Annotated in this window: 19 protein-coding genes and 1 tRNA gene; 10 read left to right on the top strand and 10 right to left on the bottom strand. The window is 74.1% G+C overall.

The genetic code is table 11. The features are described 5' to 3' along the window. Positions 1–103: 103 nt before the first annotated feature. The 8 genes from AB0D10_RS09580 to AB0D10_RS09545 all read left to right on the top strand — a co-directional run bounded on the left by AB0D10_RS09580 (position 104) and on the right by AB0D10_RS09545 (position 7,808). Entirely contained in the window at positions 104–442 is a 339-nt protein-coding gene (locus AB0D10_RS09580) for a YbaB/EbfC family nucleoid-associated protein (protein WP_360253681.1), read from the top strand. A gap of 243 nt (positions 443–685) precedes the next feature. Continuing rightward, a complete protein-coding gene (recR, locus tag AB0D10_RS09575) occupies positions 686–1,285 on the top strand; it encodes a recombination mediator RecR (protein WP_218198914.1) in 600 nt (199 codons plus the stop codon). Continuing rightward, positions 1,278–1,940 (top strand): DUF5063 domain-containing protein, encoded by a 663-nt coding sequence (locus tag AB0D10_RS09570; RefSeq protein ID WP_360253679.1) that lies wholly within the window; start codon positions 1,278–1,280, stop codon positions 1,938–1,940. Before recR ends, AB0D10_RS09570 begins: the two co-directional genes overlap by 8 nt. A 380-nt stretch (positions 1,941–2,320) precedes the next feature. Further along, positions 2,321–3,601: an aspartate kinase gene (locus AB0D10_RS09565; protein ID WP_360253677.1), complete on the top strand. Its 1,281-nt coding sequence runs from the start codon at positions 2,321–2,323 to the stop codon at positions 3,599–3,601. A gap of 28 nt (positions 3,602–3,629) precedes the next feature. Next, positions 3,630–4,685 carry an aspartate-semialdehyde dehydrogenase gene (locus AB0D10_RS09560; protein WP_360253675.1) on the top strand — a complete coding sequence of 352 codons (1,056 nt, stop codon included), beginning with the start codon at positions 3,630–3,632 and terminating at the stop codon, positions 4,683–4,685. 317 nt (positions 4,686–5,002) lie between these two features. Continuing rightward, complete coding sequence (locus AB0D10_RS09555) at positions 5,003–5,548, top strand: SigE family RNA polymerase sigma factor (RefSeq protein WP_360253673.1); 546 nt, start codon at positions 5,003–5,005, stop codon at positions 5,546–5,548. Continuing rightward, the gene (locus AB0D10_RS09550) at positions 5,541–6,734 is read left to right on the top strand and encodes a hypothetical protein (RefSeq protein ID WP_360253671.1); all 1,194 of its coding nucleotides are present in this window, start codon (positions 5,541–5,543) and stop codon (positions 6,732–6,734) included. The genes AB0D10_RS09555 and AB0D10_RS09550 overlap by 8 nt, the downstream gene beginning before the upstream one ends. A gap of 285 nt (positions 6,735–7,019) precedes the next feature. Further along, the gene (locus AB0D10_RS09545) at positions 7,020–7,808 is read left to right on the top strand and encodes an SURF1 family protein (RefSeq protein WP_360253669.1); all 789 of its coding nucleotides are present in this window, start codon (positions 7,020–7,022) and stop codon (positions 7,806–7,808) included. A gap of 57 nt (positions 7,809–7,865) precedes the next feature. On the opposite strand, the gene AB0D10_RS09540 is transcribed toward AB0D10_RS09545, so the two are convergent. The 4 genes from AB0D10_RS09540 to AB0D10_RS09525 all read right to left on the bottom strand — a co-directional run bounded on the left by AB0D10_RS09540 (position 7,866) and on the right by AB0D10_RS09525 (position 12,798). Further along, complete coding sequence (locus AB0D10_RS09540) at positions 7,866–8,555, bottom strand: hypothetical protein (protein WP_360253667.1); 690 nt, start codon at positions 8,553–8,555, stop codon at positions 7,866–7,868. After that, complete coding sequence (locus AB0D10_RS09535; RefSeq protein WP_360253665.1) at positions 8,552–10,435, bottom strand: prolyl oligopeptidase family serine peptidase; 1,884 nt, start codon at positions 10,433–10,435, stop codon at positions 8,552–8,554. The genes AB0D10_RS09540 and AB0D10_RS09535 overlap by 4 nt, the downstream gene beginning before the upstream one ends. A gap of 253 nt (positions 10,436–10,688) precedes the next feature. After that, the gene (locus tag AB0D10_RS09530; protein ID WP_360253663.1) at positions 10,689–12,221 is read right to left on the bottom strand and encodes an MFS transporter; all 1,533 of its coding nucleotides are present in this window, start codon (positions 12,219–12,221) and stop codon (positions 10,689–10,691) included. 199 nt (positions 12,222–12,420) lie between these two features. Further along, complete coding sequence (locus AB0D10_RS09525) at positions 12,421–12,798, bottom strand: nuclear transport factor 2 family protein (protein ID WP_360253661.1); 378 nt, start codon at positions 12,796–12,798, stop codon at positions 12,421–12,423. Positions 12,799–13,034: 236 nt separating this feature from the next. On the opposite strand from AB0D10_RS09525, the gene AB0D10_RS09520 reads away from it, so the two are divergent. Continuing rightward, positions 13,035–15,827, top strand: coding sequence for an AAA family ATPase (locus tag AB0D10_RS09520; protein WP_360253659.1), 2,793 nt, complete (start codon positions 13,035–13,037; stop codon positions 15,825–15,827). 1,069 nt (positions 15,828–16,896) lie between these two features. After that, on the top strand, positions 16,897–17,898 hold the full coding sequence (locus tag AB0D10_RS09515) for a hypothetical protein (RefSeq protein ID WP_360253657.1): 1,002 nt from the start codon (positions 16,897–16,899) through the stop codon (positions 17,896–17,898). A 152-nt stretch (positions 17,899–18,050) separates the two neighbouring features. On the opposite strand, the gene AB0D10_RS09510 is transcribed toward AB0D10_RS09515, so the two are convergent. The 6 genes from AB0D10_RS09510 to AB0D10_RS09485 form a co-directional block, all read right to left on the bottom strand. Beyond that, positions 18,051–18,124 (bottom strand) — tRNA-Pro (locus tag AB0D10_RS09510). Positions 18,125–18,224: 100 nt separating this feature from the next. Continuing rightward, positions 18,225–19,169, bottom strand: coding sequence for a metallophosphoesterase (locus tag AB0D10_RS09505; protein WP_360253655.1), 945 nt, complete (start codon positions 19,167–19,169; stop codon positions 18,225–18,227). Continuing rightward, positions 19,169–19,885: a CGNR zinc finger domain-containing protein gene (locus AB0D10_RS09500; protein ID WP_360253653.1), complete on the bottom strand. Its 717-nt coding sequence runs from the start codon at positions 19,883–19,885 to the stop codon at positions 19,169–19,171. Before AB0D10_RS09500 ends, AB0D10_RS09505 begins: the two co-directional genes overlap by 1 nt. Before the next feature lie 160 nt (positions 19,886–20,045). Next, positions 20,046–20,417, bottom strand: coding sequence for an aspartate 1-decarboxylase (panD, locus tag AB0D10_RS09495; protein ID WP_189913070.1), 372 nt, complete (start codon positions 20,415–20,417; stop codon positions 20,046–20,048). A gap of 138 nt (positions 20,418–20,555) precedes the next feature. After that, positions 20,556–21,824, bottom strand: a complete 1,269-nt coding sequence (locus AB0D10_RS09490) for a beta-ketoacyl-[acyl-carrier-protein] synthase family protein (protein WP_360253650.1) — start codon at positions 21,822–21,824, stop codon at positions 20,556–20,558. Next, positions 21,821–22,039, bottom strand: coding sequence for an MbtH family protein (locus tag AB0D10_RS09485; protein ID WP_360253648.1), 219 nt, complete (start codon positions 22,037–22,039; stop codon positions 21,821–21,823). The genes AB0D10_RS09490 and AB0D10_RS09485 overlap by 4 nt, the downstream gene beginning before the upstream one ends. Positions 22,040–22,121 lie beyond the last annotated feature (82 nt).

Here is a 22,121-nt window from a genome sequence, read left to right as displayed (position 1 = left end):
TCGGGGCAGCCGGGCCACCGGGGCACCCGGGCGGGGCGCAGCACGTAGGCTCGGCGGTGACGAACGACGCACCGCAGACAGCCGTGACAGCAAGGAGAGAGCCGTGTTCCCCGGTGGTGGCCAGCCCAACATGCAGCAGCTGCTCAAGCAGGCGCAGAAGATGCAGCAGGATCTCGCGAAGGCCCAGCAGGAGCTGGCCGACACGAAGGTGAACGGTACGGCGGGCGGCGGCCTGGTCGAGGCGACGGTGACCGGTGCCGGTGAGCTGGTGGCGCTGACCATCGCCCCGGCGGCGGTCGACCCGGAGGACACCGAGACCCTGGCCGATCTGATCCTGGCGGCGGTCCGGGACGCGACCCAGACCGCGCAGAAGCTGCAGGCCGACCGCATGGGCCCGCTGACCCAGGGCCTGGGCGGCGGCATCCCCGGCCTGCCGTTCTGAGCCCGGCGGGAGCGGACGGGCCCGAACGGTCGGGCCCGGACCGGGCCGCCGGTGGCGACGGGATCGTGCCGGCGGGTCCGGGCTGCGGGTGACGAGGCCGTCCGACGGCCCCGCGGGTCTGGAGTTCAGACGACGGACCCATGTGATTTGTGTGGGAGTCGGGCGTCGGGCGCTGTGTCCGACGCCCGATTCGTTGGATGATGGCACCGGAGCACCACCGACCATCCGAAGGAAGGCGCGACGTTGTACGAGGGCGTGGTTCAGGACCTGATCGACGAACTGGGCAGGCTGCCCGGCGTCGGGCCCAAGAGCGCCCAGCGGATCGCGTTCCACGTGCTGCAGGCCGACCCGACCGACGTGCGCCGGCTCGCGCACGCGCTGCTGGAGGTCAAGGACAAGGTCCGCTTCTGCGCGGTCTGCGGCAACGTCGCCGAGGCCGAGCAGTGCCGGGTCTGTCTGGACCCCCGCCGCGACCTCGCCGTCATCTGCGTGGTCGAGGAGCCCAAGGACGTCGTCGCCATCGAGCGCACCCGTGAGTTCCGCGGCCGCTACCACGTGCTGGGCGGCGCGATCAGCCCCATCGAGGGCGTCGGCCCGGACGACCTGCGCATCCGCGAATTGTTGTCGCGCCTCGCGGACGGCACGGTCACCGAGCTGATCCTGGCCACCGACCCCAACCTGGAGGGGGAGGCGACCGCCACCTATCTGGCCCGGCTCTGCAAGCCGATGGGCCTGAAGGTGACCCGTCTGGCGAGCGGCCTGCCCGTCGGCGGGGATCTGGAGTACGCGGACGAGGTCACCCTCGGCCGCGCCTTCGAAGGGAGACGACTGCTCGATGTCTGACCGGACGATCAACCAGCAGCACACCCACGGGCACGGCTCGGAGCCGGACGACTTCGCCGTGCAGATCGCCGACTCGGTGGAGAGCTTCGTGCTCGCCGTCACCGAGGTCGCCAAGGGCGACGAGCCGGGCAGCGCGGTCTCGCTGCTGCTCCTGGAGGTCTCGCAGCTGCTGCTGGCCGGCGGCCGGCTGGGTGCCATCGAGGACGTCGTCCCGGAGGACCGCTTCGAGCCCGACGCCGGTCCCGAGCCGGACGGCGAGCAGCTGCGCGAGCGGCTGGCCGAGCTGCTGGCGCCGATCGACGTCTACCACGAGGTCTTCGACCCGTACGGCCCGCCGGAGAAGCCCAACGCCTTCCGGATCTCGGACGACCTGGCCGGTGTGGTCAGCGAGCTCCAGCACGGGCTGACGCACTACCGCGAGGGCCGGGTCAGCGAGGCGCTGTGGTGGTGGCAGTTCTCCTACCTCTCCAACTGGGGCACGACCTGCACCGCGGTGCTGCGGGCGCTGCAGTCGCTGATCGCGCACGTCCGGCTGGACAGCCCGATCGGTGCGGTGCCGGACGGCGCGGACACCGACGACGACGGGCTCACCGACGAGCAGCTGGAGCAGCAGGCGGGCGACCTGATGGCGGCCGAGCTGGGGGTGCAGCGGTAGGGCCGCGGCGGTGGGGCCTCGGTGGTGGGGCCTCGGTGGTGCGGCTGCAGCGGTGGGGCCGTGGCGTCCGGGCCGCGGCGGACGGATCGCCGCCGCGCCGTCGACTGTGACGGACACCTCAGTGATCCGCCCGGAAGGAAATCCGGCCGGATCGCCGTCCGCCGGTCCGCCGATTCTTCGGGGCCGTACCGAATCGCCCGCAGACCTGCCGGTGGGGCCGCCCGTCCGGCCGATCACCTGCTGAAACAGGCGTCTCATCATATGGAAAGCGCCGGTCGGGGCACCCCTGCTCGGTAGACTGACGCGGACCGCACACCCCCCTCCCCCGGGGGTACGGGGGCCTGGAGCCCCCGGAAAACGACACAAGTCGAGGAGCGCACGTGGGCCTTGTCGTGCAGAAGTACGGCGGCTCATCCGTTGCGGATGCCGAGGGCATCAAGCGCGTGGCCCGTCGAATCGTTGACGCCAAGAAGGCCGGCCATGAGGTCGTCGTCGTGGTGTCCGCGATGGGCGACACGACGGACGAGCTCATCGAACTCGCGGAGCAGGTGTCACCGATCCCTGCCGGCCGTGAGTTCGACATGCTGCTGACCGCTGGAGAGCGCATCTCCATGGCGCTGCTGGCCATGGCGATCAAATCCCTGGGTCACGAGGCCCAGTCCTTCACGGGCAGCCAGGCCGGTGTCATCACCGACTCCGTCCACAACAAGGCGCGCATCATCGACGTGACGCCGGGCCGCATCCGCACCGCCCTCGACGAGGGCAACATCGCGATCGTGGCCGGCTTCCAGGGCGTCTCCCAGACCAGCAAGGACATCACCACGCTGGGCCGGGGCGGCTCGGACACCACCGCCGTCGCCCTCGCCGCCGCCCTCAGGGCCGAGGTCTGCGAGATCTACACCGACGTGGACGGCGTGTTCACCGCCGACCCGCGCGTGGTGAAGAAGGCCCGCAAGATCGACTGGATCGCCTACGAGGACATGCTCGAACTGGCGTCCTCCGGCTCCAAGGTGCTGCTCGACCGCTGCGTGGAGTACGCGCGGCGCTACAACATCCCGATTCACGTACGCTCGTCCTTCTCGGGTCTCCCCGGGACGATCGTCAGCAACGACAACCCGAACAAGCCCGAAGGGGGCGAGATGGAGCAGGCCATCATCTCCGGAGTCGCCCACGACACCTCCGAGGCCAAGGTCACGGTCGTCGGCGTGCCCGACAAGCCGGGCGAGGCGGCCCGGATCTTCCGCGCCATCGCCGACGCCGAGGTCAACATCGACATGGTGGTGCAGAACGTCTCCGCCGCGTCGACCGGCCTGACCGACATCTCCTTCACCCTGCCCAAGACCGAGGGCCAGAAGGCCATCGACGCGCTCGGCCGGGTCAAGGAGGGCATCGGCTACGAGTCGCTGCGCTACGACGACGCGATCGGCAAGATCTCGCTCGTCGGCGCGGGCATGCGCTCCAACCCGGGCGTCACCGCGACCTTCTTCGAGGCGCTGTCCGCCGCGGGCGTCAACATCGAGCTGATCTCCACCTCGGAGATCCGCATCTCGGTCGTCACCCGCGCCGAGGACGTGCCCGAGGCCGTCCGCGCCGTGCACAGCGCCTTCGGTCTGGACAGCGAGACCGACGAGGCCGTCGTCTACGGCGGCACCGGGCGATGACCCGGGAGCGGAGCGGGAGCACCGGGCGATGACCCGGCGGCCGAACCTCGCCGTCGTCGGCGCCACCGGCGCGGTCGGCGAGGTGCTGCTCGGCCTGCTCTCACTCCGTCAGGACGTCTGGGGCGAGGTCCGGCTCGTCGCCTCCCCGCGCTCGGCCGGCCGCAAGCCGGTCGTGCGCGGCGAGGCCGTCGAGGTCGTCCCGCTGACCGAGGAGGCCTTCGCCGGGATCGACGTCGCCGTGTTCGCCGTCCCCGACAGTGTCTCCGCCCAGTGGGCACCGATCGCGGTGGCCAAGGGCGTCGTGGTGGTCGACGACTCCGCGGTCTTCCGCGCCGCCGGGGACGTGCCGCTGGTCGTCCCCGAGATCAACCCGGCCGCGCTGCGGATCCGTCCGCGCGGCATCGTCGCCAGCCCCGCCAGCACCACCCTCGCGATGATCGCGGCGGTCGGCGCGCTGCACGCCGAGTACGGGCTGACGCAGCTCGTGGTCGCCTCCTACCAGGCCGCCGGCGGCGAGGGCCGCGACGGGGAGGCCGCCCTGCGCGAGCAGACCGCACTGGTGGCGGGCACCGACGTCGGCCGGCAGACCGGCGACCTGCGGCCCGTGATCGCCGACCACGGGCCGTTCGCGGCCCCGCTCGCGCTCAACGCCGTGCCCTGGACCGGCGGACTGCGCGAGGGCGGCTGGGCCGCCGAGGAACTGGGCATTCGCGACGAGTCCCGCAAGATCCTCGGACTGCCCGCCCTCAAGGTCTCCGCGACCTGCGTCCACATCCCGGTCCTGCGCACCCACGCGCTGGCCGTGCACGCGCGGTTCGAACGGGAAGTCACCCAGGAGCACGCGCAGGACATCCTGCGGGACGCTCCCGGCGTGGTCCTCTACGACGACCCGGCGGCCGGCGAGTTCCCGACGCCGAACGACGTGGTCGGGACCGACCCGGTCTGGGTCGGGCGGGTGCGCCGGGCCCTGGACGAGCCGGACGCGCTCGACCTCTTCCTGTGCGGGGACAACCTGCGCAAGGGGTCGGCGCTCAACCTGCTGCAGATCGCGGAGCTGGTGGCGGGCGAACTGACGGTGGAGTAGGACCCGTGGCCGGCCGTCGAACGGGGGCTCAAGTCCCCTGCGCCGCTTCCGATGTGTCTGCTTGTGTCCACACCTGTGTCCATACCTGTGTCCGCTCCTCGACACAATCTGTCCGGAATCCCGGGGGAATCCCCTGGAGGCAGCTTCCGCCCATACGGAAGAATGGGCCCCGGGCTGGGCAACCATGACAGGGGATCGAGTGTCCAACGGGCGTGGCGAACGTGATGGTGGGGGCAAGGGCAGGCATCCCGGCGAGGGCCGCGGTGTCGTTCCCCTCGCGCGCCCCGAGGCCTGCGAGTAGGCCGGAAGACGACCAGATGACGGCGGCCGCACGCGGTGCGGCGGACTCCGGCGCGGGTACCGACGCAGGTACCAGCGAGGACCTGCTCACCGAGACCTACCAGGCGCACTACCGCTCGCTGCTGCGGCTCGCCGCGCTGCTCCTGGACGACCTCTCGACCTGCGAGGACGTCGTCCAGGAGGCGTTCATCCGGGTGCACGCCGCCCGGCGGCGGGTGCGCGAACCCGAGAAGACCCTGGCGTACCTGCGGCAGACGGTCGTCAACCTGTCCCGCTCCACGCTGCGTCGCCGGATCCTCGGTCTGAGACTGCTGCAGAAGCCCATGCCTGACATGGCCAGTGCAGAAGAAGGTGCCTACGATGCCCTGGAGCGCGACCAGTTGAAGGCCGCGCTGCGTGGACTGCAACGCCGTCAGCGGGAGGTTCTGGTGCTGCGTTACTTCCTGGACATGACGGAGGCACAGGCCGCCGAAACCCTGGGCATCTCGCTCGGCTCGGTGAAGGCCTACGGATCGCGCGGACTCGCCGCCCTCCGCACGCAGATGGAGGCCGGTCATGGCTGAGGATGACGGCGCCGGGCGGCGGGCGGTGGACGACACGACACCGGAGGACCCGGAACTCTCGGGACCGGGTGGGCTGTCGACCGACGAACGGGCGGTGCGGGAGCTGATGCACCACGCCGTCGCCGGGATCCAGCCCTCGGCCGGCGGACTGCCCCGGATCCGGCGGGCCGTACCCCGCCGCAGGGCCGCCCGGCGCGGTGCCTGGACCGGGGCCGCCGCCCTCGCGTTCGCCGTCGCGATCGCCCTGCCGGTCCTGCACGAGGGAGAACACCTCGGACTCTCCGGCGGCCCCGGATCGGCCGAGGCCAAGAGCCCCGCCGCCACCGCCCCCAGCGGCACCGCCACCGGCACCACCGGCCACGGCAGCGTCCCGCCCGCGGGCCCGGGCAGCACCGGGGACACCTCGACGGCCGCCGGCACCGCCACCGTCTCCCACACCCCCGGTACCGGGGCCGTGCACGTCGACGGCACCGTCCCGCCCACCGGGACCGCCGGGGCCGGCGACGGCGGCATCATCCCGCTCTGCACCCGCACCGACCTCGGCGACGGCGCCGCGCAGGTCGGCTCGGCCGATGCGACGGGGCGGATCTACGGCTCCTTCACCGTCTACAACGTCTCCGGCCACAGCTGCCGCCTCGGCGGACCGGGCGCCGTCGCCGTCACCGGCGTCAGCGGCGGCGACCGCAGCCGCATCCGCACCGCCGACCACGCCCCGGGCGACGCGGCCGGCGGCCTCACCGCGATGGACGCGGAACCGCCGGTGCTCGCCCCGCAGACCGGGTACCGGCTGCCGTTCGCCTGGATCCCCGACCAGAGCTGCACCGGCGGCGCCACCAGCGCGCCGACCGGCCCCAACCAGGTCGCGCTGACCTCCCAGGCCCCGGTGTCCTCGGGCGTCCCTGCCGCCGGTGCCGCCGGGGCCAGCGGCGCGCCCAGCGCCAACCCCCAGGCCACCTCGTCGCCCTCGGCGGGCCCCACCTCGGCCCCCAGCCCCACCGCCACCCCGACCGGAAACCCCACCACCGCGCCCCCCACCGCCACCATTGCCCACACCCCCGCCCCGGGCAGCCCCACGGCCGCCACGGCGACGCTGCCGCTGGCCTGCAGCGGGACGTTGTACCGGGGCGGCGTGCAGGCGGTGGGCGGTTCGGCACCGCAGCCCTCCGGCTCGCCCTCGGCGGGGTGAGAGGCGCCCGCTGCCGAGGGGACGGGCCGTCGGATGTGCGGTCGCGAGCGCGCTCGGATGTGCGGTCGGACGTGCGGGTCGCGAGCGCGGTCGGACGCGAGGCCGGACGCGAGGCCGACCACATCAGCTGGTTCCGGGCCGCCGGGGACGGGCACCGGGCCGACGCCCCGGGTGTGCCGTCGGGTGTGCCGTCGGGTGCGCCGTCGGGTGCGCCGTCGACGGGAGTGAGGGACTCGACCCGGCCCTGGGGGCGGGACGGGTGTGAGGAATGGTTACCGTGGGGGTGTGTACCGGTTCCTCCTGACTCCGCGATGGCTGAGCGGCACCGCCTTGGCCGTGGCGGCCGTGGCGGTGTGCCTGTGGCTGGGCTCCTGGCAGCTCGGCCGGTTCGAGGACCGGGTGTCCACGCACAACGAGGCCAAGCAGGCGACCGCCGCCACCGGTGAGGCCAGGCCGATCGACGCGCTGCTCGACCCGGCGACCCCGCAGGTGACCACGGAGACCGTCGGCAAGCCCGTCACGGTGACCGGCAGCTACGACGCCGAGCACCAGCTCCTCGTCCCCAACCGCGTGGTCGACGGCAAGCAGGGCTACTACGTGCTCACCCCGCTGCGCACCGCCGACGGACACGCCGTCGCCGTGGTGCGCGGCTGGGCGCCCGGGGCACCCGCCGCCGGGGCACCCGCCGGGCCGCCGCCGGGCGGGCCGGTGACGGTGACCGGGCGGCTGCAGGCCAACGAGGCCGTGGGCACCAACGGTGCGGTGGCCGGCGGGCTGCCGGCCGGGCAGCTCGGCATGATCAACCGCGCCTCGCTGCTGAACGTGCTCGCGTACGACGGCTGGTACGACGGCTGGGTGGCCGTCGACGAGGCCCCCGCCGGGCTGACCACCGTACCGACCGTGCAGCCGCAGGGCGGGGACGGGCTCACCCTGCGCGCGTTCCAGAACCTGGGCTACACCCTGGAGTGGTTCGTCTTCGCGGGTTTCGTCGTCTTCATGTGGTTCCGCCTGGTGCGCCGGGAGGCGGAGGCGGAGCAGGACCGGGCCCTGGGACTGGACCCGGTCCTGGACTGACCGGACCGGCTGGACCGGCCGGTTGGTGACGCCGGACCGGGGTCCGGCGTTCCTGGCTCAGCGTTTGGTCGGCAGCGGCGGCACCGCCGTCGGCTTGACCGGCGGCAGGGTCGGCGCCGGCGGAGCAGGGCTGGGGAGAGCCGGGGTCGGCACGGCCGGGGTCGGTGTCGGGAACGGTGGCTGGGCCGGTGTCGTCGATCCGATCGGCACCTGCGTCGGGCCGCCGGAGCAGTGACTGTGACCGTTGCCGGAAGTGTTGTCCGAGTCGTAGTGGTCGATGTGGTGGTGCACGGTGCGCCCGGTCTTCGAGCCCTTGGACCCTGAGCCCGAGGAACCGGAGGAGCCCGAGGAGCCGGAGGAGCCGGAGGAGCCGGACGACCCCTTGGAACCGCTCGACCCCTTGGACCCCTTCGAGCCCTTGGCGAGCTGGACCGTGCCGTCCCCGGGAGGCGGCTCGTACGCGACGAACGCCGCCGGTACGACAGAGACCCCCGCCCCGTCCGTGGTCGCCTCGTCCCTGCCCGCCCCGTCCAGGCTCGCCCGGGTCGCCGTGGCGAGCGGCGTGGCGGGAACGGGGGGCGCGGTGGTGGGTGCGGGCGGGGCGCTCGGCTTGACGGCCGACGGGGTCGGCGCGGGCGGGCCGGCCGGGGGCGGGCAGGAGGCGTTGTCGCTGTGCGATCCGGAGCAGCCGGTGAGCACCAGGGCCCCGGCCACCACCGCCCCCGCGAGTATCAGCACACGTCTCACGCCGACTCCCCGTCAGCGTCGCCCGCGGCCGCGTCCAGGTACCGCCGGACGAAGTCGATCTCCAGCCGGAGCTGCTTGATCCGCTCCTCGACGACCAGCGACCCGTGCCCGGCGTCGTACCGGTACACCTCGTGCGGCTTGCCGAGCTGCTCCAGCCGCTCGACGTAGTTCTCGATCTGCCGGATCGGGCAGCGCGGGTCGTTGACCCCGGCGCTGATGTACACCGGCACCCGCACCCGGTCCACGTAGGTCAACGGCGAGGAGGCGGTGAAGCGGTCCGGGACCTCCTCCGGGGTGCCGCCGAAGAGCGTGCGGTCCAGCGACTTGAGCGCCTCCATCTCGTCGGCGTACGCGGTGTGGTAGTCCGCGACCGGCACGGCGGCGACGCCGACCGCCCAGGCGTCGGGCTGGACGCCGAGGCCGAGCAGGGTCAGGTAGCCGCCCCAGCTGCCGCCGGTGAGCACCAGTCGGCGCGGGTCGGCGAGGCCGCTGTCGACCGCCCACGCGCGGACCGCCGCGATGTCCTCCAGCTCGATCAGACCGACCCGCTCGTGCAGGGCGTCGGTCCAGGCCTGGCCGTATCCGGTCGAGCCGCGGTAGTTGACCCGGACCACCGCGAAGCCGTGGTCCAGCCAGGCGGCCGGGCCGGCGGCGAAGGAGTCGCTGTCGTGGTGGGTCGGACCGCCGTGGATCTCGAACACGGTCGGGAGCGGGCCGTCCCCGGGGGTGGTCCCGGCCGGCCGCTGCACCAGGGCGTGCACCCGCCCGCCGGGCCCGTCGACCCAGACGTCCTCGACCGGGACCGAAGCGGGCGGCACCGCGCCGGGCGCCCGCAGCACGACCGTCCCCGCGGTGGAACGGACGGCGGAGGGCTCGGCGGCGGACGACCACAGGTACTCGACGGTGCCGTCCGGACGGCCGGTGGCACCGCCGACGGTGCCGCGCGGGGTGTCGAGACGGGTCAGCCGGCCGTCGGCGAGCGCGTACGAGAACAGCTCGCTGCGCGCCTCGTACTCGTGCTCCACCAGCAGTTCCCCGGCGCCGGGACGCCACTGCGCGGAGACGTCACCGGGGAGCTCGCGGCCCTGCTCGTCGCGCAGCGGCAGCGCGGTCTCGACGCCGGTGGCGACGTCCCAGATCATCGGCTCCCAGCGGCCGGTGCGCTGGTGGGCGACCAGCAGGCGGGTGTCGCCCTCGACGGGCGCGAAGCCCAGGCAGGCGACGCCGCGCGGTTCGTCCCGGCCGGTGACCTCGTCCAGTTCGGCGACGGTCTCGGGGGTGATGGTGCCGGCGGTGCCGGTGCCGGTCCCGGTGAGGCGCACGACGCGGATCGCCGAGTGCATCGCGTCGCCGTGCTCGGTGTGGTCGATCGCGAGCAGCGTGCCGTCGTGGCTGAGGTCGCCGATGCCGCCGTACTCCGCGTGCCGGTAGATCTCGACGGGCTCGGCGTCGCCGGGGCGTCGCAGGTGCAGGGTGGTGCCGTCCTCGTCCGTGGACCGGCCGACGACCACGGTGCCGTCGCGGCCCAGGGCCAGACCGGCCGAGTAGGAGGGGGCGAGGCCGGGCACGGCCTCCTCGTCCGGGCCGCCCGCGAACGGCTGGCGGCGCCAGACGCCGAACTCGTCGCCGTCGTGGTCGTCGAACCACCAGACCCAGGCGCCGTCGGGGGACAGCTCGGCGTCGGTGGTGCCGTTCGGACGGTCGGTGACCCGGCGGTGGTCGCCGGTGGCGCGGTCCCAGGCGTAGACCTCGTAGGTGCCGGTCGCGTTGGACACGTACAGCGCCCGGTCCGGGGCGTCCTCGGCCCAGTCGGGCAGCGACACCCGGGCCGCCCTGAACCGCTGCTCCCACGCCGGTACGGCGCTCTTCTCCTCGCTCATCCGACCATCCAACCCGATCGGGGGGAGGGAATGGAACGGGCGGGTGGGCCCGGGGCCACCCGCCCGGTGGTTCGGGGGAGTGCGCGAAGCGGCTGCGGGGCGCGCGAGGGCGTTTCGCGTACGGTCCTTGAGGGGGCGTGCCCGCCGGGTTCGAGCCTGCCGGGCTTCCGTGCGCCGGGTCCGTGCGGGGCGGGTTCGCGTACGGCGGGACTGCCTGCGGTGGGTCCGTGTGGGGCGGCTCGTGCGGGGTGGGTCAGCTCGTGCGCGGCAGCAGCCGGACCAGGGCCACCAGGACCAGCTCCAGCACCGCCAGTGCCAGGACGCTGTGGCCGAAGGCGGCGGTCGGGTCACCGGCGCCGTAGTAGAGGAGACCGATCAGCGCGATCCCGAGCGCCCCGCCGACCTGCTGCACGGTGGACACCACCCCGGCGGCGGAGCCGGCCAGACTCGGCTCGACCCCCTCCAGGACGACGGCGGTGACCGGGGCGATCACCAGGCCCATGCCGAGGCCGTCCACGAACAGGCCGGGCGCCAGCCACCAGACGCTGCCGTCCGAGACCTCGTACGCGGCGAGGGCGAGCAGGGCCAGCCCCGCGGCCATCAGCAGCCCGCCGACGGTGATCGTCCGGCGGACGCCCAGGCGGGCGGTGATCCGGTGCGTGGTGTTGGAGGTGATCAGGTAGCCGAGGCCGATCGCGGTGAAGACCAGGCCGGCGCCGAGCGCGTCCAGGCCGCGGCCGAACTGCAGGTGCAGGGCGAGCACCAGGAAGAAGGAGCCCTGGCCGAGCCAGAAGGCGAGTTGGGCGAGCACACCGGCGCTGAAGGCGCGGTCGCGGAAGAGGCGGGTGTCGACCAGCGGGGTGCCGGTGGCGGCTCCGGCGGTGGCCCTCGTGGCTCCGGTGGCTCCGGTGGTGCCGGTGGCGGGCCCGGTGGTGCCGGTCGGGGTGCTGCCGGTCGGCGCGGTGTCGGTCGGCGTGCTGCGGTGCTGGTGCACGGCGAAAGCCGCCAGCAGGGCGAGCGAGGCACCGAGGCAGAGCACGGTCCAGAGCGGCCAGCCCAGCCGGGGACCCTGGATCAGCGGCAGCACCAGCGCGGTCAGGGCGGTGGAGACCAGCAGCACGCCGACCGGGTCCAGACCGGGCCGCTGCGGGGAACGCGACTCCGGCAGGCAACGGCGGACCATCACCAGAGCGGCCAGACCGATCGGCAGGTTGATCAGGAAGCAGCTGCGCCAGCCGAGGCCGAGGAGGTCCGCCCGGATCAGCAGCCCGCCGATCAGCTGGCCGAACACCGCGCCGACGCCCATCGTCAGCCCGTACCGGGCGAAGGCCCGCGCCTGCGCCGCACCGCTGAACGCCGTTCGCAGGATCGCCAGCACCTGCGGGCCCATCAGCGCCGCCGCCAAGCCCTGCACCACCCGGGCGCCGACCAGCGTGCCGGCGGAAGGGGCGAAGCCGCAGCCCGCCGAGGCGAGCGTGAAGAGCGCCAGGCCGAGCGCGAACACCCGGCGGCGGCCGTAGCGGTCGCCGAGGCGGCCGGCGGTGACCAGCCCGGCCGCCAGAGCCAGGCTGAACCCGGCCATCACCCACTGGACGGCCGCCGGGCCGGCGCCGAGGTCGGCCTGGAGGGAGGGGAGGGCGACATTGACGACGAAGATGTCGAGGGCGGTCATGAAGGTGGCGGTCAGGACGACCGGCAGCAGGCCCTTGGGGGCCGGTGCGGCCGGCGCCGCCTTCGTGGCGGGCGGGGCCGGGGTGGGCCGCCGGGCGTTCAGGGCGGTGCTCATCTCGGGCTCTCCTCAGGGGCGTTGGCGGTCGGGCAGGTCGGGTGGTCGCGGGGTCGGGGCGGTGCGGGCGTTCGGTGGGCCGGGCATGGGAGTGGGCCGGGCATCGGGGAGGGGCGGGCCGGGTGGGGCAGGGCCCGCCCCCGCGCGGGGCGGTGGCGGGCCCTGGCCCTGCGGCGTCGTGGCTTCCGGCCGGTGGGCCTCAGGCGCCCGGCACGCGGTCGAGGAAGCCGTACACCGCGCCGATCCGGCCGTCCGGGGTGGCCGCCAGCACGTCGAAGCCGATCACCACCGGCTCCGCACCCGCCGGGCCGAGGTTCCAGGTGAAACGGGCGATGTCGTGGTGCGCGTCCACCGGGCCGAGGGTGAACTCCAGCCCCGGGAACTGGGCCTGGGCGGCGCCGATCAGCGCGTCGATCGCGTCCCGGCCGGCGACTGCGGCCAGCGGGTCGGTGTAGCGGCCGTCCTCGGCCCACACCTCGTCGACCAGCTTGCGGCGGGCCGCCGGGTCGGTCTCGTTCCACACCGCGAGGTAGCGCTCGGCGAGCTGCTGAAGGGCGGCGGTGGTGATCTCGGTCATCGTCATCTCCCGTGTTCAGGTGGGGTGTTGGCCGGTCGTTCCCGGTGCTCACCAAGGTAGGGAGGACCGGGCGGCGGCGAATCCGTCACGTATGGGCATGGGGGTACGTACGCCCGGGGCGGGGCTGCCGGTGCCGGCCCGGTGCCGGCCCGGTGCCGAGCCGCCGCCCCGCGCAGGCGGGCCGGCGCCGAGGACATGCGCTGCGGCGGCGCGGGCCCGATGGGTAGGGTCGGGGCATGCTGTACGGGAGGGAAGACGAACAGGCCTCCGTGGAGGGACTGTTGGACGCGGCGCGGTCCGGCCGCAGCGGCGTGCTGCTGCTCCGCGGTGAGGCCGGCATCGGCAAGACCGCGCTGTTGGACGACGCCGTCGCACGGGCGGGAGAGGCGTTCCGGGTGATCCGGGCCGCGGGCGTCGAGTACGAGGCCGAGCTGCCGTACGCCGGCCTGAGCCTCCTGCTCGCACCCGGACTCGACCGGCTGGACACCCTGCCCGGTCCCCAACGGCGCTCCCTGGAGGCGGCGTTCGGGCTCGCCGACGGCGCGGACGGCCCCGGTGAGGGGAAGTTTCCCGACGGAGGGGAGGCCCCCGGCAGGCCGGCCGACCGGCTGCTGGTCGGACTGGCCACACTCGCCCTGCTCGCCGAACTCGCCACCGAAAAGCCGCTGTTGTGCGTCCTGGACGACGTGCAGTGGCTGGACCGTGCCTCGCTGGACGCGCTGCTGCTGGCCGCCCGGCGGCTCCAGGCCGAAGGGGTGGCCCTGCTCCTCGCCTCCCGCGACGACACCGGCGTCCCCCCGCAACGCCGACTCGGCCTCCCCGAACTGGAGGTGACCGCCCTCGGCGCGGCCGACGCCGGCCGGCTGCTGGCCCGGCGGACCGGCCCCGACCTGCCCGCCCCCGTCCGCGACCGGCTGCTCGCCGAGGCCGCCGGCAACCCGCTCGCACTCACCGAACTCCCCGTCGCCACCGGTCCGCAGGCCCACACGCCGGGCGGCCTGTCCCCGGGCGGCCCGCTGTCGGGCGGCCTCCCGCTCACCAGCCGACTGCTGATCGCCTTCCACGGCCAGGTCACCGGCCTGCCCGCAGCCACCCAGACCCTGCTCCTGGTCGCCGCCGGCGAGGAACGCGGCGAACTCGACGTCGTCCTGCCCGCCGCGGCCGCACTCGGCGTCACCGCCGAACACCTCACCCCCGCCGAGGAATCCGGCCTGGTGACCGTCGCCGACGGCCGCCGGATCACCTTCCGGCACCCGCTGCTGCGCTCAGCCATCCTCCAACGCGCACCGCACCAGCAGAAGCTGACCGTCCACCGGGCCATCGCCGAAGCCCTGCCCGCCGGCGACCGCCGCACCTGGCACCTCGCCCTCGCCGCCACCACCCCCGACGCCGAGCTCGCCGACGCACTGGAACGCGCCGCCGTCCGCGCCGGACGCGGCGGCGGCCACGGCGGCGCCGCCGCGTACGAACGCGCCGCCCGGCTCACCCCCGACCGCGACGACGCCACCCGCCGACTCGTCCTGGCCGCCGAAGCCGCCACCGAAGAAGGCGAGTTGATCAGGGCCGAGGCGCTCGCCGACGAAGCCGCCGCCCGTACCGACAACGTCCTCGCGCACGCCCTGCTCGACCAGGTCCGGGCCACCGCCCACTTCTGGCGCGGCTCCTACCCGACCGCCTACCGGCTGCTGCTCGACGCCGCCGGCACCGGCATCGACCCCGGGTACGCCGCCCGGATGCTCTTCCAGGCCTTCCACACCGCCTGGTACGCGGGCGAGGCACCGGTCATCGCCGTCCTCGACCGCCTCGCGGCCCTCCCCCTGGCCGACGACGACCCCCTCGCCCCGCTCGCCCGCCACCTGCCCGCCGCCGTCCTCCCCGCCCTCGGCCGGCCCGCCGCACCGCCACCACCCGTCCGGGAAGCCGCCGATGCCGCCCGCCGGGCCGGCGCCGAGAGCCCCGCCGACCTCGTCCAACTCTGCGGCGCCACCCTCGTCCTCGGCCGCGACGAGGAAACCGCCGAACTCGGCGCCGAACTCATCGCCGAAGCCCGCGCCAAGGGCACCGTCGGCGTGATGCCCACCCTGCAGTTCTTCCTCGCCGAAGCCGAACTCTTCCACGGCCGCCACCGCGACGCCGAACTCACCGCCACCGAAGCCCTCGGCCTCGCCCGCGACACCGGCCAACACCAGTGGGTCAGCCAACTCAGCGCCCTGCTCGCCTACCTGGCCGCACTCGACGGCCGCACCGACCACTGCGCCGAACTCACCGCCACCGCCCTCGCCACCACCGGCCCGCAGACCGCCGCCCCCGCGGCCGGCCTCCCCTGGGCCCAGTGGGCGCTCGCCCTCCTCGACCTCGGCGAAGGCCGCGCCGGCGCCGCCGCCGACCGCCTGCACACCCTCACCACCGGCCCCCACCGGCACCACGTCAGCGCCACCCGGGCCGTCCCCGACCTGGTCGAAGCCGCCGTCCGCCTCGGCACACCCGAACGCGCCGCCGAACCGTACGAACGCTTCGCCCGCTGGGCCGCCGCCACCGACCGCCCCTGGGCCGAAGCCCTCCGACTGCGCTGCCAGGCCCTGCTCGGCCCCGACGAACTCGCCGAAGCCGCCTACCGCACCGCCCTCGACCTGCACGAACCCGGCCACCGCCCGTTCGAACAGGCCCGCACCGCCCTCCTCTACGGCGAATGGCTGCGCCGCACCCGCCGCCGCACCGACGCCCGCCCCCACCTGCGCGCCGCCCTGGAGACCTTCGACCGCCTCGCCGCCCACCCCTGGGCCGCCCGCGCCCGCACCGAACTCTCCGCCACCGGCACCCCGGCCCCCACCGCCACCCCCACGGGCACCCCGCAGTCCCCCCTCACCCCCCAGGAACTCCAGATCGCCCGCCTCGCCGCCCGGGGCCTCACCAACCGCGACATCGCCGCCCAGCTCTTCCTCAGCCCCCGCACCGTCGCCCACCACCTCTACAAGGCCTACCCGAAGCTCGACATCACCTCCCGCACCGAACTCACCACGGTCCTCTGAGCCCAGGGCAGCAACCCGGACGCGGACGAGGCCCGCCGACCGGCATCCGGCAGGGCCCGGTGACGTCCGGTCCTCGGCGTCCGAGGGGCGCGGTCCGAGTCGCCGTCACATCGGGTGGACGCCGGACGCCCGCGCCGCGGCGTTTCCGCCCCGTCCCGGCGGCCGCGAGGAACCTCCGGGGGTGACGAACGGCTGCCGGGACCACCAGGCCGGAGCGGGGCGTCCTCCGGCGGACGCGGGGTGGTGGTCCGACCGGGCCCGGAGCATCGCTTCCGGGCGCGTCGGTGAGGGTCCGGGGATCGGGCCGGCGGTGCGGGCGGGCCGTTCACCCGGGTGCGCTTCTCGAACGGCGCCGCGTCCTGGGGCCCGGCCGCCTGAGGAGGAGTCACCCCGGTGGGTGTGCACAACGACAGAGGGCCTGCCGGATTTCTCCGGCAGGCCCTCTGCACTGGGTCGGGGTGGCGGGATTTGAACCCACGGCCTCTTCGTCCCGAATCACGGGCAGGGTGGTCGCTGAGGTCATCTGCGCAGGTCATAGGTCGTGCGAGGGGCGCTGGTGGTCGTCTCCGGTCGGAGCGGTTGCGGTACCTCGCTGCCGTACCTCGCCGCTGTGCCGACGACCGGTCGGAGGACGCGATGCTAGGGCCCCGCCATGTCGCAAGTGCGGAGAGTGACGAATGGAGTAGCTTTCGATTACCCACTGCTGTGATCGTCGGGTCACTCCGCGCTGCTTGCGGCCACGGGTGAGCCGCAGGGCCGAAAGGGTTTGCCCATGCACATCGTTTCCAGCCGCACTCGTTTCAGCAGAGCCGTCCTGGCGGCGTGCGGAGTATTGGTCCTGCTTACCTCGCAGGCGGTGGTCGATTCCAGGGCAGCGGCCGCCGCACCGCCTCCCCCCGGCCATGGCAGGGGCACGGTCATCACTTTGACGACCGCCAAAGTCGGTGCGCCCGGCAATCCAGCGGTAGGCGTCGTCCCGTTCACTGACGCCGTCTACCGCACGTGCGCCGACGCCCCCACGACGTCGAGCGACTGTCTCACGGTCGGTGCCGTCCGAGATCCCTACGAGATGGGGCAGTTGGAGGTCACAGTCGGCGAGTGGGTGGCGTTCCTGAACACGGTTGATCCCGGGGGCCGCGATCCCCACGGCCTCTACGACCGGACCGAGAGCTCGTCGGCGTGGCCGAAGTACGGCTCGATCAACTTCTCCGCCGATGCCGGCGACGGCTGCCACTACTCCGTGGCGTATCCGGAATGGGCGGACAAGCCGTACGGGTTCGCGAACTTCCTGAAGGCCGCGCGCTTCGTCAACTCGCTCTACAACGGCCGACTGGTCTCCAAGCAGGACAGCAGCAACAACGGCTTCAACTACGTCACCTACCAGGTGGAACTGTCGCCAGAGACCGAGCGCGGGATGTACGACCTGGCCCGGCCGGACGCGACCCGAGCCCATGACTCCGGCTTCGTCGTACCGAGCCAGGACGAGTGGATCAAGGCGGCCTACTACGACCCGAACGGCGGCGGCACCTACTCCTACTGGAAGTACCCGACCAACCCGGGAGTCTTCGGCGACGGCGACGCGACCGCCCCCGCCCCCACGGTCCTCAACCCCACCAACGGCGATGTCGTCAACGGGGCGGTCCAGCCACTCGCCTCGTACCACGCCACCGGCCGGCCGGTGCCGAGCTGGTGCCCCGGCGAGGTGCGGCCCGACGTCTGCGCCACCGTCAACCCGTTCGGCCTCGACGCCGTCAGCTACGCCAGTCTCTACCAGGGCAGCCTCAGTACGGTCGGCCAGGCGAGGACCACCTCACCGTGGGGCACTCTCGACCAGGGCGGCAATGCGGTCGAGTGGACCGACACGATCACACCCCCACCGACCGGAGGCGACTCCGCTCGAATCTGGCGCCGTGCGCACGGCGGTGTGTCCAACGCGGGCGCGTTCCAGATGTGGCCCTCCGCGGTCGGCCTCCAGCCCCAGGACAACGTGTTCTTCAACCTCACCTACCCGTGGTTCGGCATCCGGGTCGGAGTGATCGGCGACCTTGAGCCCAGAGGCGGGGACAGCTGAATCACGGTTCGCTTCACCGTCGTCTGCGGATCCTGACGGATGGACGACCTGTTCAGGCCCGGCTCTGAGGGATCGTCACGCAGTTGGTCACGCACAACGAATCAGGGCCCTACCGGATCTCTCCGGCAGGGCCCTGAACTCGTACTACTGGGTCGGGGTGGCGGGATTTGAACCCACGGCCTCTTCGTCCCGAACGAAGCGCGCTACCAAGCTGCGCCACACCCCGGTCCTGCGGTTTGTCGCTCTGTCTCCTTCGCGACGAGTAGAACTCTACCGGACGCTCGCCGAGACACGAAATCCGGTTTCGGGCGGGCGTCCGGTGGGGGTCAGCGGGGGGCCGGGGTGAGGGTGAGGAGGGTGGCTTCCGGGGGGCAGGCGAAGCGGACGGGGGTGTAGCGGTTGGTGCCGCAGCCCGCGGAGACGTGGAGGTGGGAGCGGTGGCCGCCGGCGGTGTGGGTGGAGAGGCCCTTCACGCGGCGGGTGTCGATGTCGCAGTTGGTGACGAGGGCGCCGTAGAAGGGGATGCAGAGCTGGCCGCCGTGGGTGTGGCCGGCCAGGATCAGCGGGTAGCGGTCGGCGGTGAAGGCGTCGAGGACGCGCAGGTAGGGCGCGTGGACGACGGCGAGGGAGAGGTCGGCGTCGGGGGAGGGGCCGCCGGACACGGCGCTGTAGCGGTCGCGGCGGATGTGCGGGTCGTCGAGGCCGGTGAATTCGAGGTCGAGGCCGTTGACGGTGAGGCGGCCGCGGGTGTTGGTGAGGTCGAGCCAGCCGGCGGCGTCGAAGCCGTCGCGGAGCTTCTCCCACGGGTTGTGGACGGCGCCGGAGATGCCGCGGCCGGCGGTGCCGTCGGGGTTGTTCATGCCGTGGACGCCGCTGCGCATGGCCTGGAGGTAGCGCGCCGGGTTCTTGCGGGCCGGGCCGTAGTAGTCGTTGGAGCCGAAGACGTAGACGCCGGGGAAGTCCATGAGGGGGCCGAGGGCGTCGAGGGTGGCGGGGACGCCGAGCGGGTCGGAGAGGTTGTCGCCGGTGTTGACCACGAGGTCGGGGCGCAGGCCGGCCAGGCTCTTCAGCCAGCGCTGCTTCTTGCCCTGGCCGCTCACCATGTGGATGTCGGACACCTGCAGGATCCGGAGGGGCCGGGCGCCGCGGGGGAGGACGGGGACCTCGACCCGGCGGAGGCGGAAGGCCCGGACCTCGTACCCGGCGGAGTAGGCGAGGCAGGCGGCGCCGGCGGCGGCGATGCCGAGGGGAACGGAGTACAGCGGTCGCATCAGCCCATGCTCTCAGACGGTGGATCAGCCGGGGGACGTCCGGAGGGGGCGGCGGTGGAGGGGCCGGTGCCGGCGGGGGCGGGGGCCGGCGGGGGCGTTCCCGCGGAGTCGCGGCGGGCGCGCAGGGCACGGACCTTGTGGAGGTTGCCGCAGCGTTCCATCGAGCACCAGCGGCGGCGGCCGGGCCGGGAGGTGTCGACGAAGATCAGCCGGCAGTCGTGGGCGCCGCACTCGCGGACCCGGTCCGTGTGCGGGCCGGTGAGCAGGGCGATGGCGTCCCGGGCGAAGGTGGAGGCCAGCTGGGAGCCGTCGGCGGGCAGGGGGGCGGCGGCGGTGCCGTCGGGGGCGATCCGGGGGACCAGCGGGGGGTGCTCGGCGGCGCGGTTGAGGGTGGCGTGGTCCTCGGCGGTGCCCGGGGCGCCGTGGGCGCGGGCGGCGGCGAGGCGCCAGAGCGCGTCGCGTAGGGCGCGGGTGGCGGCGAGCTCGGGGACGGTGACCCGGACGGCGTCGGGGGGCAGCCGCAGGCGGGACCGCGGGAGCCAGGCGGTGAGGTCGTCGGGCCGGTGCAGCGCCTCGAAGCGGGCGTACTCGCCGGGGCCACCGGTGGTGAGCAGTTCGAGGCAGAGGGCGCCGGGGTCGAAGTGGAAGCCCGTGCCCGCGCGGGTGGTGAGGACCAGCCCGGGCGGGGTGGTGCTCCGGTCGTCTCCGTCGGTCATGCGGTCAGGATAGGTGTAACCGGGTGAGCAGGTTACGGGCCTGGACGGGTCGCGGAGGGTCGCGGAGGGCCGCGGAGGGCGGCGGAGGGCCGCGGGAGGTGGACCGGGGAGGACGGCAGGTGCCCGCCGGTACGGGCCGGCGGGCACCCGGGGGCGCCGGTCAGGACGCCGGGTCGACGCCGACCTTCACGACCGCGTTGGCCTTGTCGACGAAGACGACGGCCGGCTTCAGGTCCGCGGCCTCGTCGTTCTCGACCGAGGCGTAGGCGATGATGATCACGGTGTCGCCCGGGTGGACCAGACGGGCCGCGGCGCCGTTGATGCAGACCACGCCCGAGCCGCGCTCGCCCTCGATGACGTAGGTCTCCAGGCGGGCGCCGTTGTCGACGTCGACGACGTGGACGAGCTCGCCGGGCAGCAGGTCGGCGTTCTCCATCAGCACCGGGTCCAGGGTCAGCGAGCCGACGTAGTGCAGCTCGGCCTGGGTGACGGTGGCGCGGTGGATCTTCGACTTCAGCATGGTGCGTCGCACGTTCTCAACCTCACAGGTGTGGATTTCGACAGGGCAGTACGGACGTACGGAAGTGCGGAGGTGCGGGCGGTTCGGCGGTGCGGCAGTACGGGCGATGCGGCGGACGGGTCGGTTCAGCGGGTGAGCGGACGGGTCGGTTCAGCGGGTGGAACGGGTGAAGGCGAGCGAGACGTTGTGCCCGCCGAAGCCCGAGGCGTTGCAGAGGACGGCGGCGGGGCCGGCCGGCAGTTCGCGCGGGGTGTCCCGGACCACGTCCAGCCCGAGGCCCTCCTCCGGGTGCTCCAGGTTGAGGGTCGGCGGGACGACGCCGTCGGACAGGGACAGGACGGCCGCGACCGCCGCGAGCCCGCCGGCGGCGCCCAGCAGGTGGCCGGTCATCGACTTGATCGCCGAGACCGGGACGGCGTCGGGTCCGAAGACCGTGCGCAGCGCCGCGGCCTCGGCCGCGTCGCCGGCCGGGGTGGAGGTGGCGTGCGCCTGGACGTGCCGGACCGCGGCCGGGTCGAGCCGGGCGTCGGCCAGGGCCCGGCGTCGCGCGGCGGCCGGGCCGCCGCCGTCCGGCCGCGGGCCGGTCGGGTGGTGCGCCTCGGAGGCCAGTCCGGCGCCGGCGAGGACGGCGTACCGGTGCGCCCCGCGGGCCCGGGCGTGACGCTCGCTCTCCAGCACCAGCACCCCGGCGCCCTCGCCGAGGACGAAGCCGTCGCGGTCCCGGTCGAACGGCCGGGAGGCGCGGTGCGGCTCGTCGTGGCGGCCGGAGAGGGCGCGCATGGAGGCGAACGCGGCGGCGACCAGCGGGTGGACGCCCGAGTCCGCGCCGCCCGCCACCACGACGTCGGCGCGGCCGAGCCGGATCAGGTCCAGCGCGGTGGCGATGGCGTCCGCGCCGGCCGCGCAGGCGGTGGCCGGGGCCGACGCCTGCGCGCGGGCGTTGACCTCCAGGGCGGCCAGCGCGGCGGTGTGATTGCCCATCAGCATCGCCACGGCGTGCGGCGAGACCCGGCGGGCCCCGCGGGTGCGCAGTTCCTCGTGGTTGTGCACGACGGTGTGCACGCCGCCGATGCCGGTGCCGAGCACCACCGCGACCCGCTCCGGGTCCGGGGCGCCGGGGGTGCCGGCCGGCCCGGTGTGGCCCGCGTCCGCCCAGGCCTCGCGGACGGCGGCCAGGCCGAAGGCACCGACCCGGTCCACCCGGCGGGCGAGCACCCGGTCCAGCAGCTCGCCGGGCTCGGCCGCGGCCCGTGCCGCGATCCGGACCGGGAGCTCGGCCGCCCAGGGTTCGTCCAGGGCCGCAACGGCTCCGCGCCCGGCGAGCAGCGCCGACCAGGTGTCCTTGGCCGTCGCTCCGAGGGGGGTGACCGCGCCGAGGCCGGTCACCACGACGGTGTCACCGCTGCGGTCGTCCGTCATGCCGACTCGGACTCCATGGCGGCGACCAGGCTCAGCGGCCGGATGTCGGTCCAGTTGCGCTCGATGTAGTCCAGCGACTCCTGGCGGCCGGCCTTCTCGTGGGCGACCGTCCAGCCCGCCGGGACCTCGGCGAACGACGGCCAGAGGGAGTGCTGCCCTTCATCGTTGCGCAGCACCAGGAACGTGCCGTCCGGGTTGTCGAAGGGGTTCTGCATCAGACTCGTGCCTTTCGTTGCGGGGCGCTCGGTGGGTCGTTCTGTGGGGCGGTGTGTGGGTCGCTCGGTGGGTCGGGCCGCG

Origin of the sequence: Kitasatospora sp. NPDC048545 (assembly GCF_040651155.1) — a bacterium.
GTDB lineage: Bacteria > Actinomycetota > Actinomycetes > Streptomycetales > Streptomycetaceae > Kitasatospora.
This window is presented reverse-complemented; position numbering and strand designations above follow the sequence as displayed.

Bases quoted from the DNA above. Each gene is read 5' to 3' on its own strand.
- AB0D10_RS09570 (WP_360253679.1), top strand. From the start codon at position 1,278: ATGTCTGACCGGACGATCAACCAGCAGCACACCCACGGGCACGGCTCG.
- AB0D10_RS09560 (WP_360253675.1), top strand. From the start codon at position 3,630: ATGACCCGGCGGCCGAACCTCGCCGTCGTCGGCGCCACCGGCGCGGTC.
- AB0D10_RS09555 (WP_360253673.1), top strand. From the start codon at position 5,003: ATGACGGCGGCCGCACGCGGTGCGGCGGACTCCGGCGCGGGTACCGAC.
- AB0D10_RS09550 (WP_360253671.1), top strand. From the start codon at position 5,541: ATGGCTGAGGATGACGGCGCCGGGCGGCGGGCGGTGGACGACACGACA.
- AB0D10_RS09535 (WP_360253665.1), bottom strand. From the start codon at position 10,435: ATGAGCGAGGAGAAGAGCGCCGTACCGGCGTGGGAGCAGCGGTTCAGG.
- AB0D10_RS09530 (WP_360253663.1), bottom strand. From the start codon at position 12,221: ATGAGCACCGCCCTGAACGCCCGGCGGCCCACCCCGGCCCCGCCCGCC.
- AB0D10_RS09525 (WP_360253661.1), bottom strand. From the start codon at position 12,798: ATGACCGAGATCACCACCGCCGCCCTTCAGCAGCTCGCCGAGCGCTAC.
- AB0D10_RS09520 (WP_360253659.1), top strand. From the start codon at position 13,035: ATGCTGTACGGGAGGGAAGACGAACAGGCCTCCGTGGAGGGACTGTTG.
- AB0D10_RS09515 (WP_360253657.1), top strand. From the start codon at position 16,897: ATGGGGCAGTTGGAGGTCACAGTCGGCGAGTGGGTGGCGTTCCTGAAC.
- AB0D10_RS09505 (WP_360253655.1), bottom strand. From the start codon at position 19,169: ATGCGACCGCTGTACTCCGTTCCCCTCGGCATCGCCGCCGCCGGCGCC.
- AB0D10_RS09500 (WP_360253653.1), bottom strand. From the start codon at position 19,885: ATGACCGACGGAGACGACCGGAGCACCACCCCGCCCGGGCTGGTCCTC.
- AB0D10_RS09490 (WP_360253650.1), bottom strand. From the start codon at position 21,824: ATGACGGACGACCGCAGCGGTGACACCGTCGTGGTGACCGGCCTCGGC.
- AB0D10_RS09485 (WP_360253648.1), bottom strand. From the start codon at position 22,039: ATGCAGAACCCCTTCGACAACCCGGACGGCACGTTCCTGGTGCTGCGC.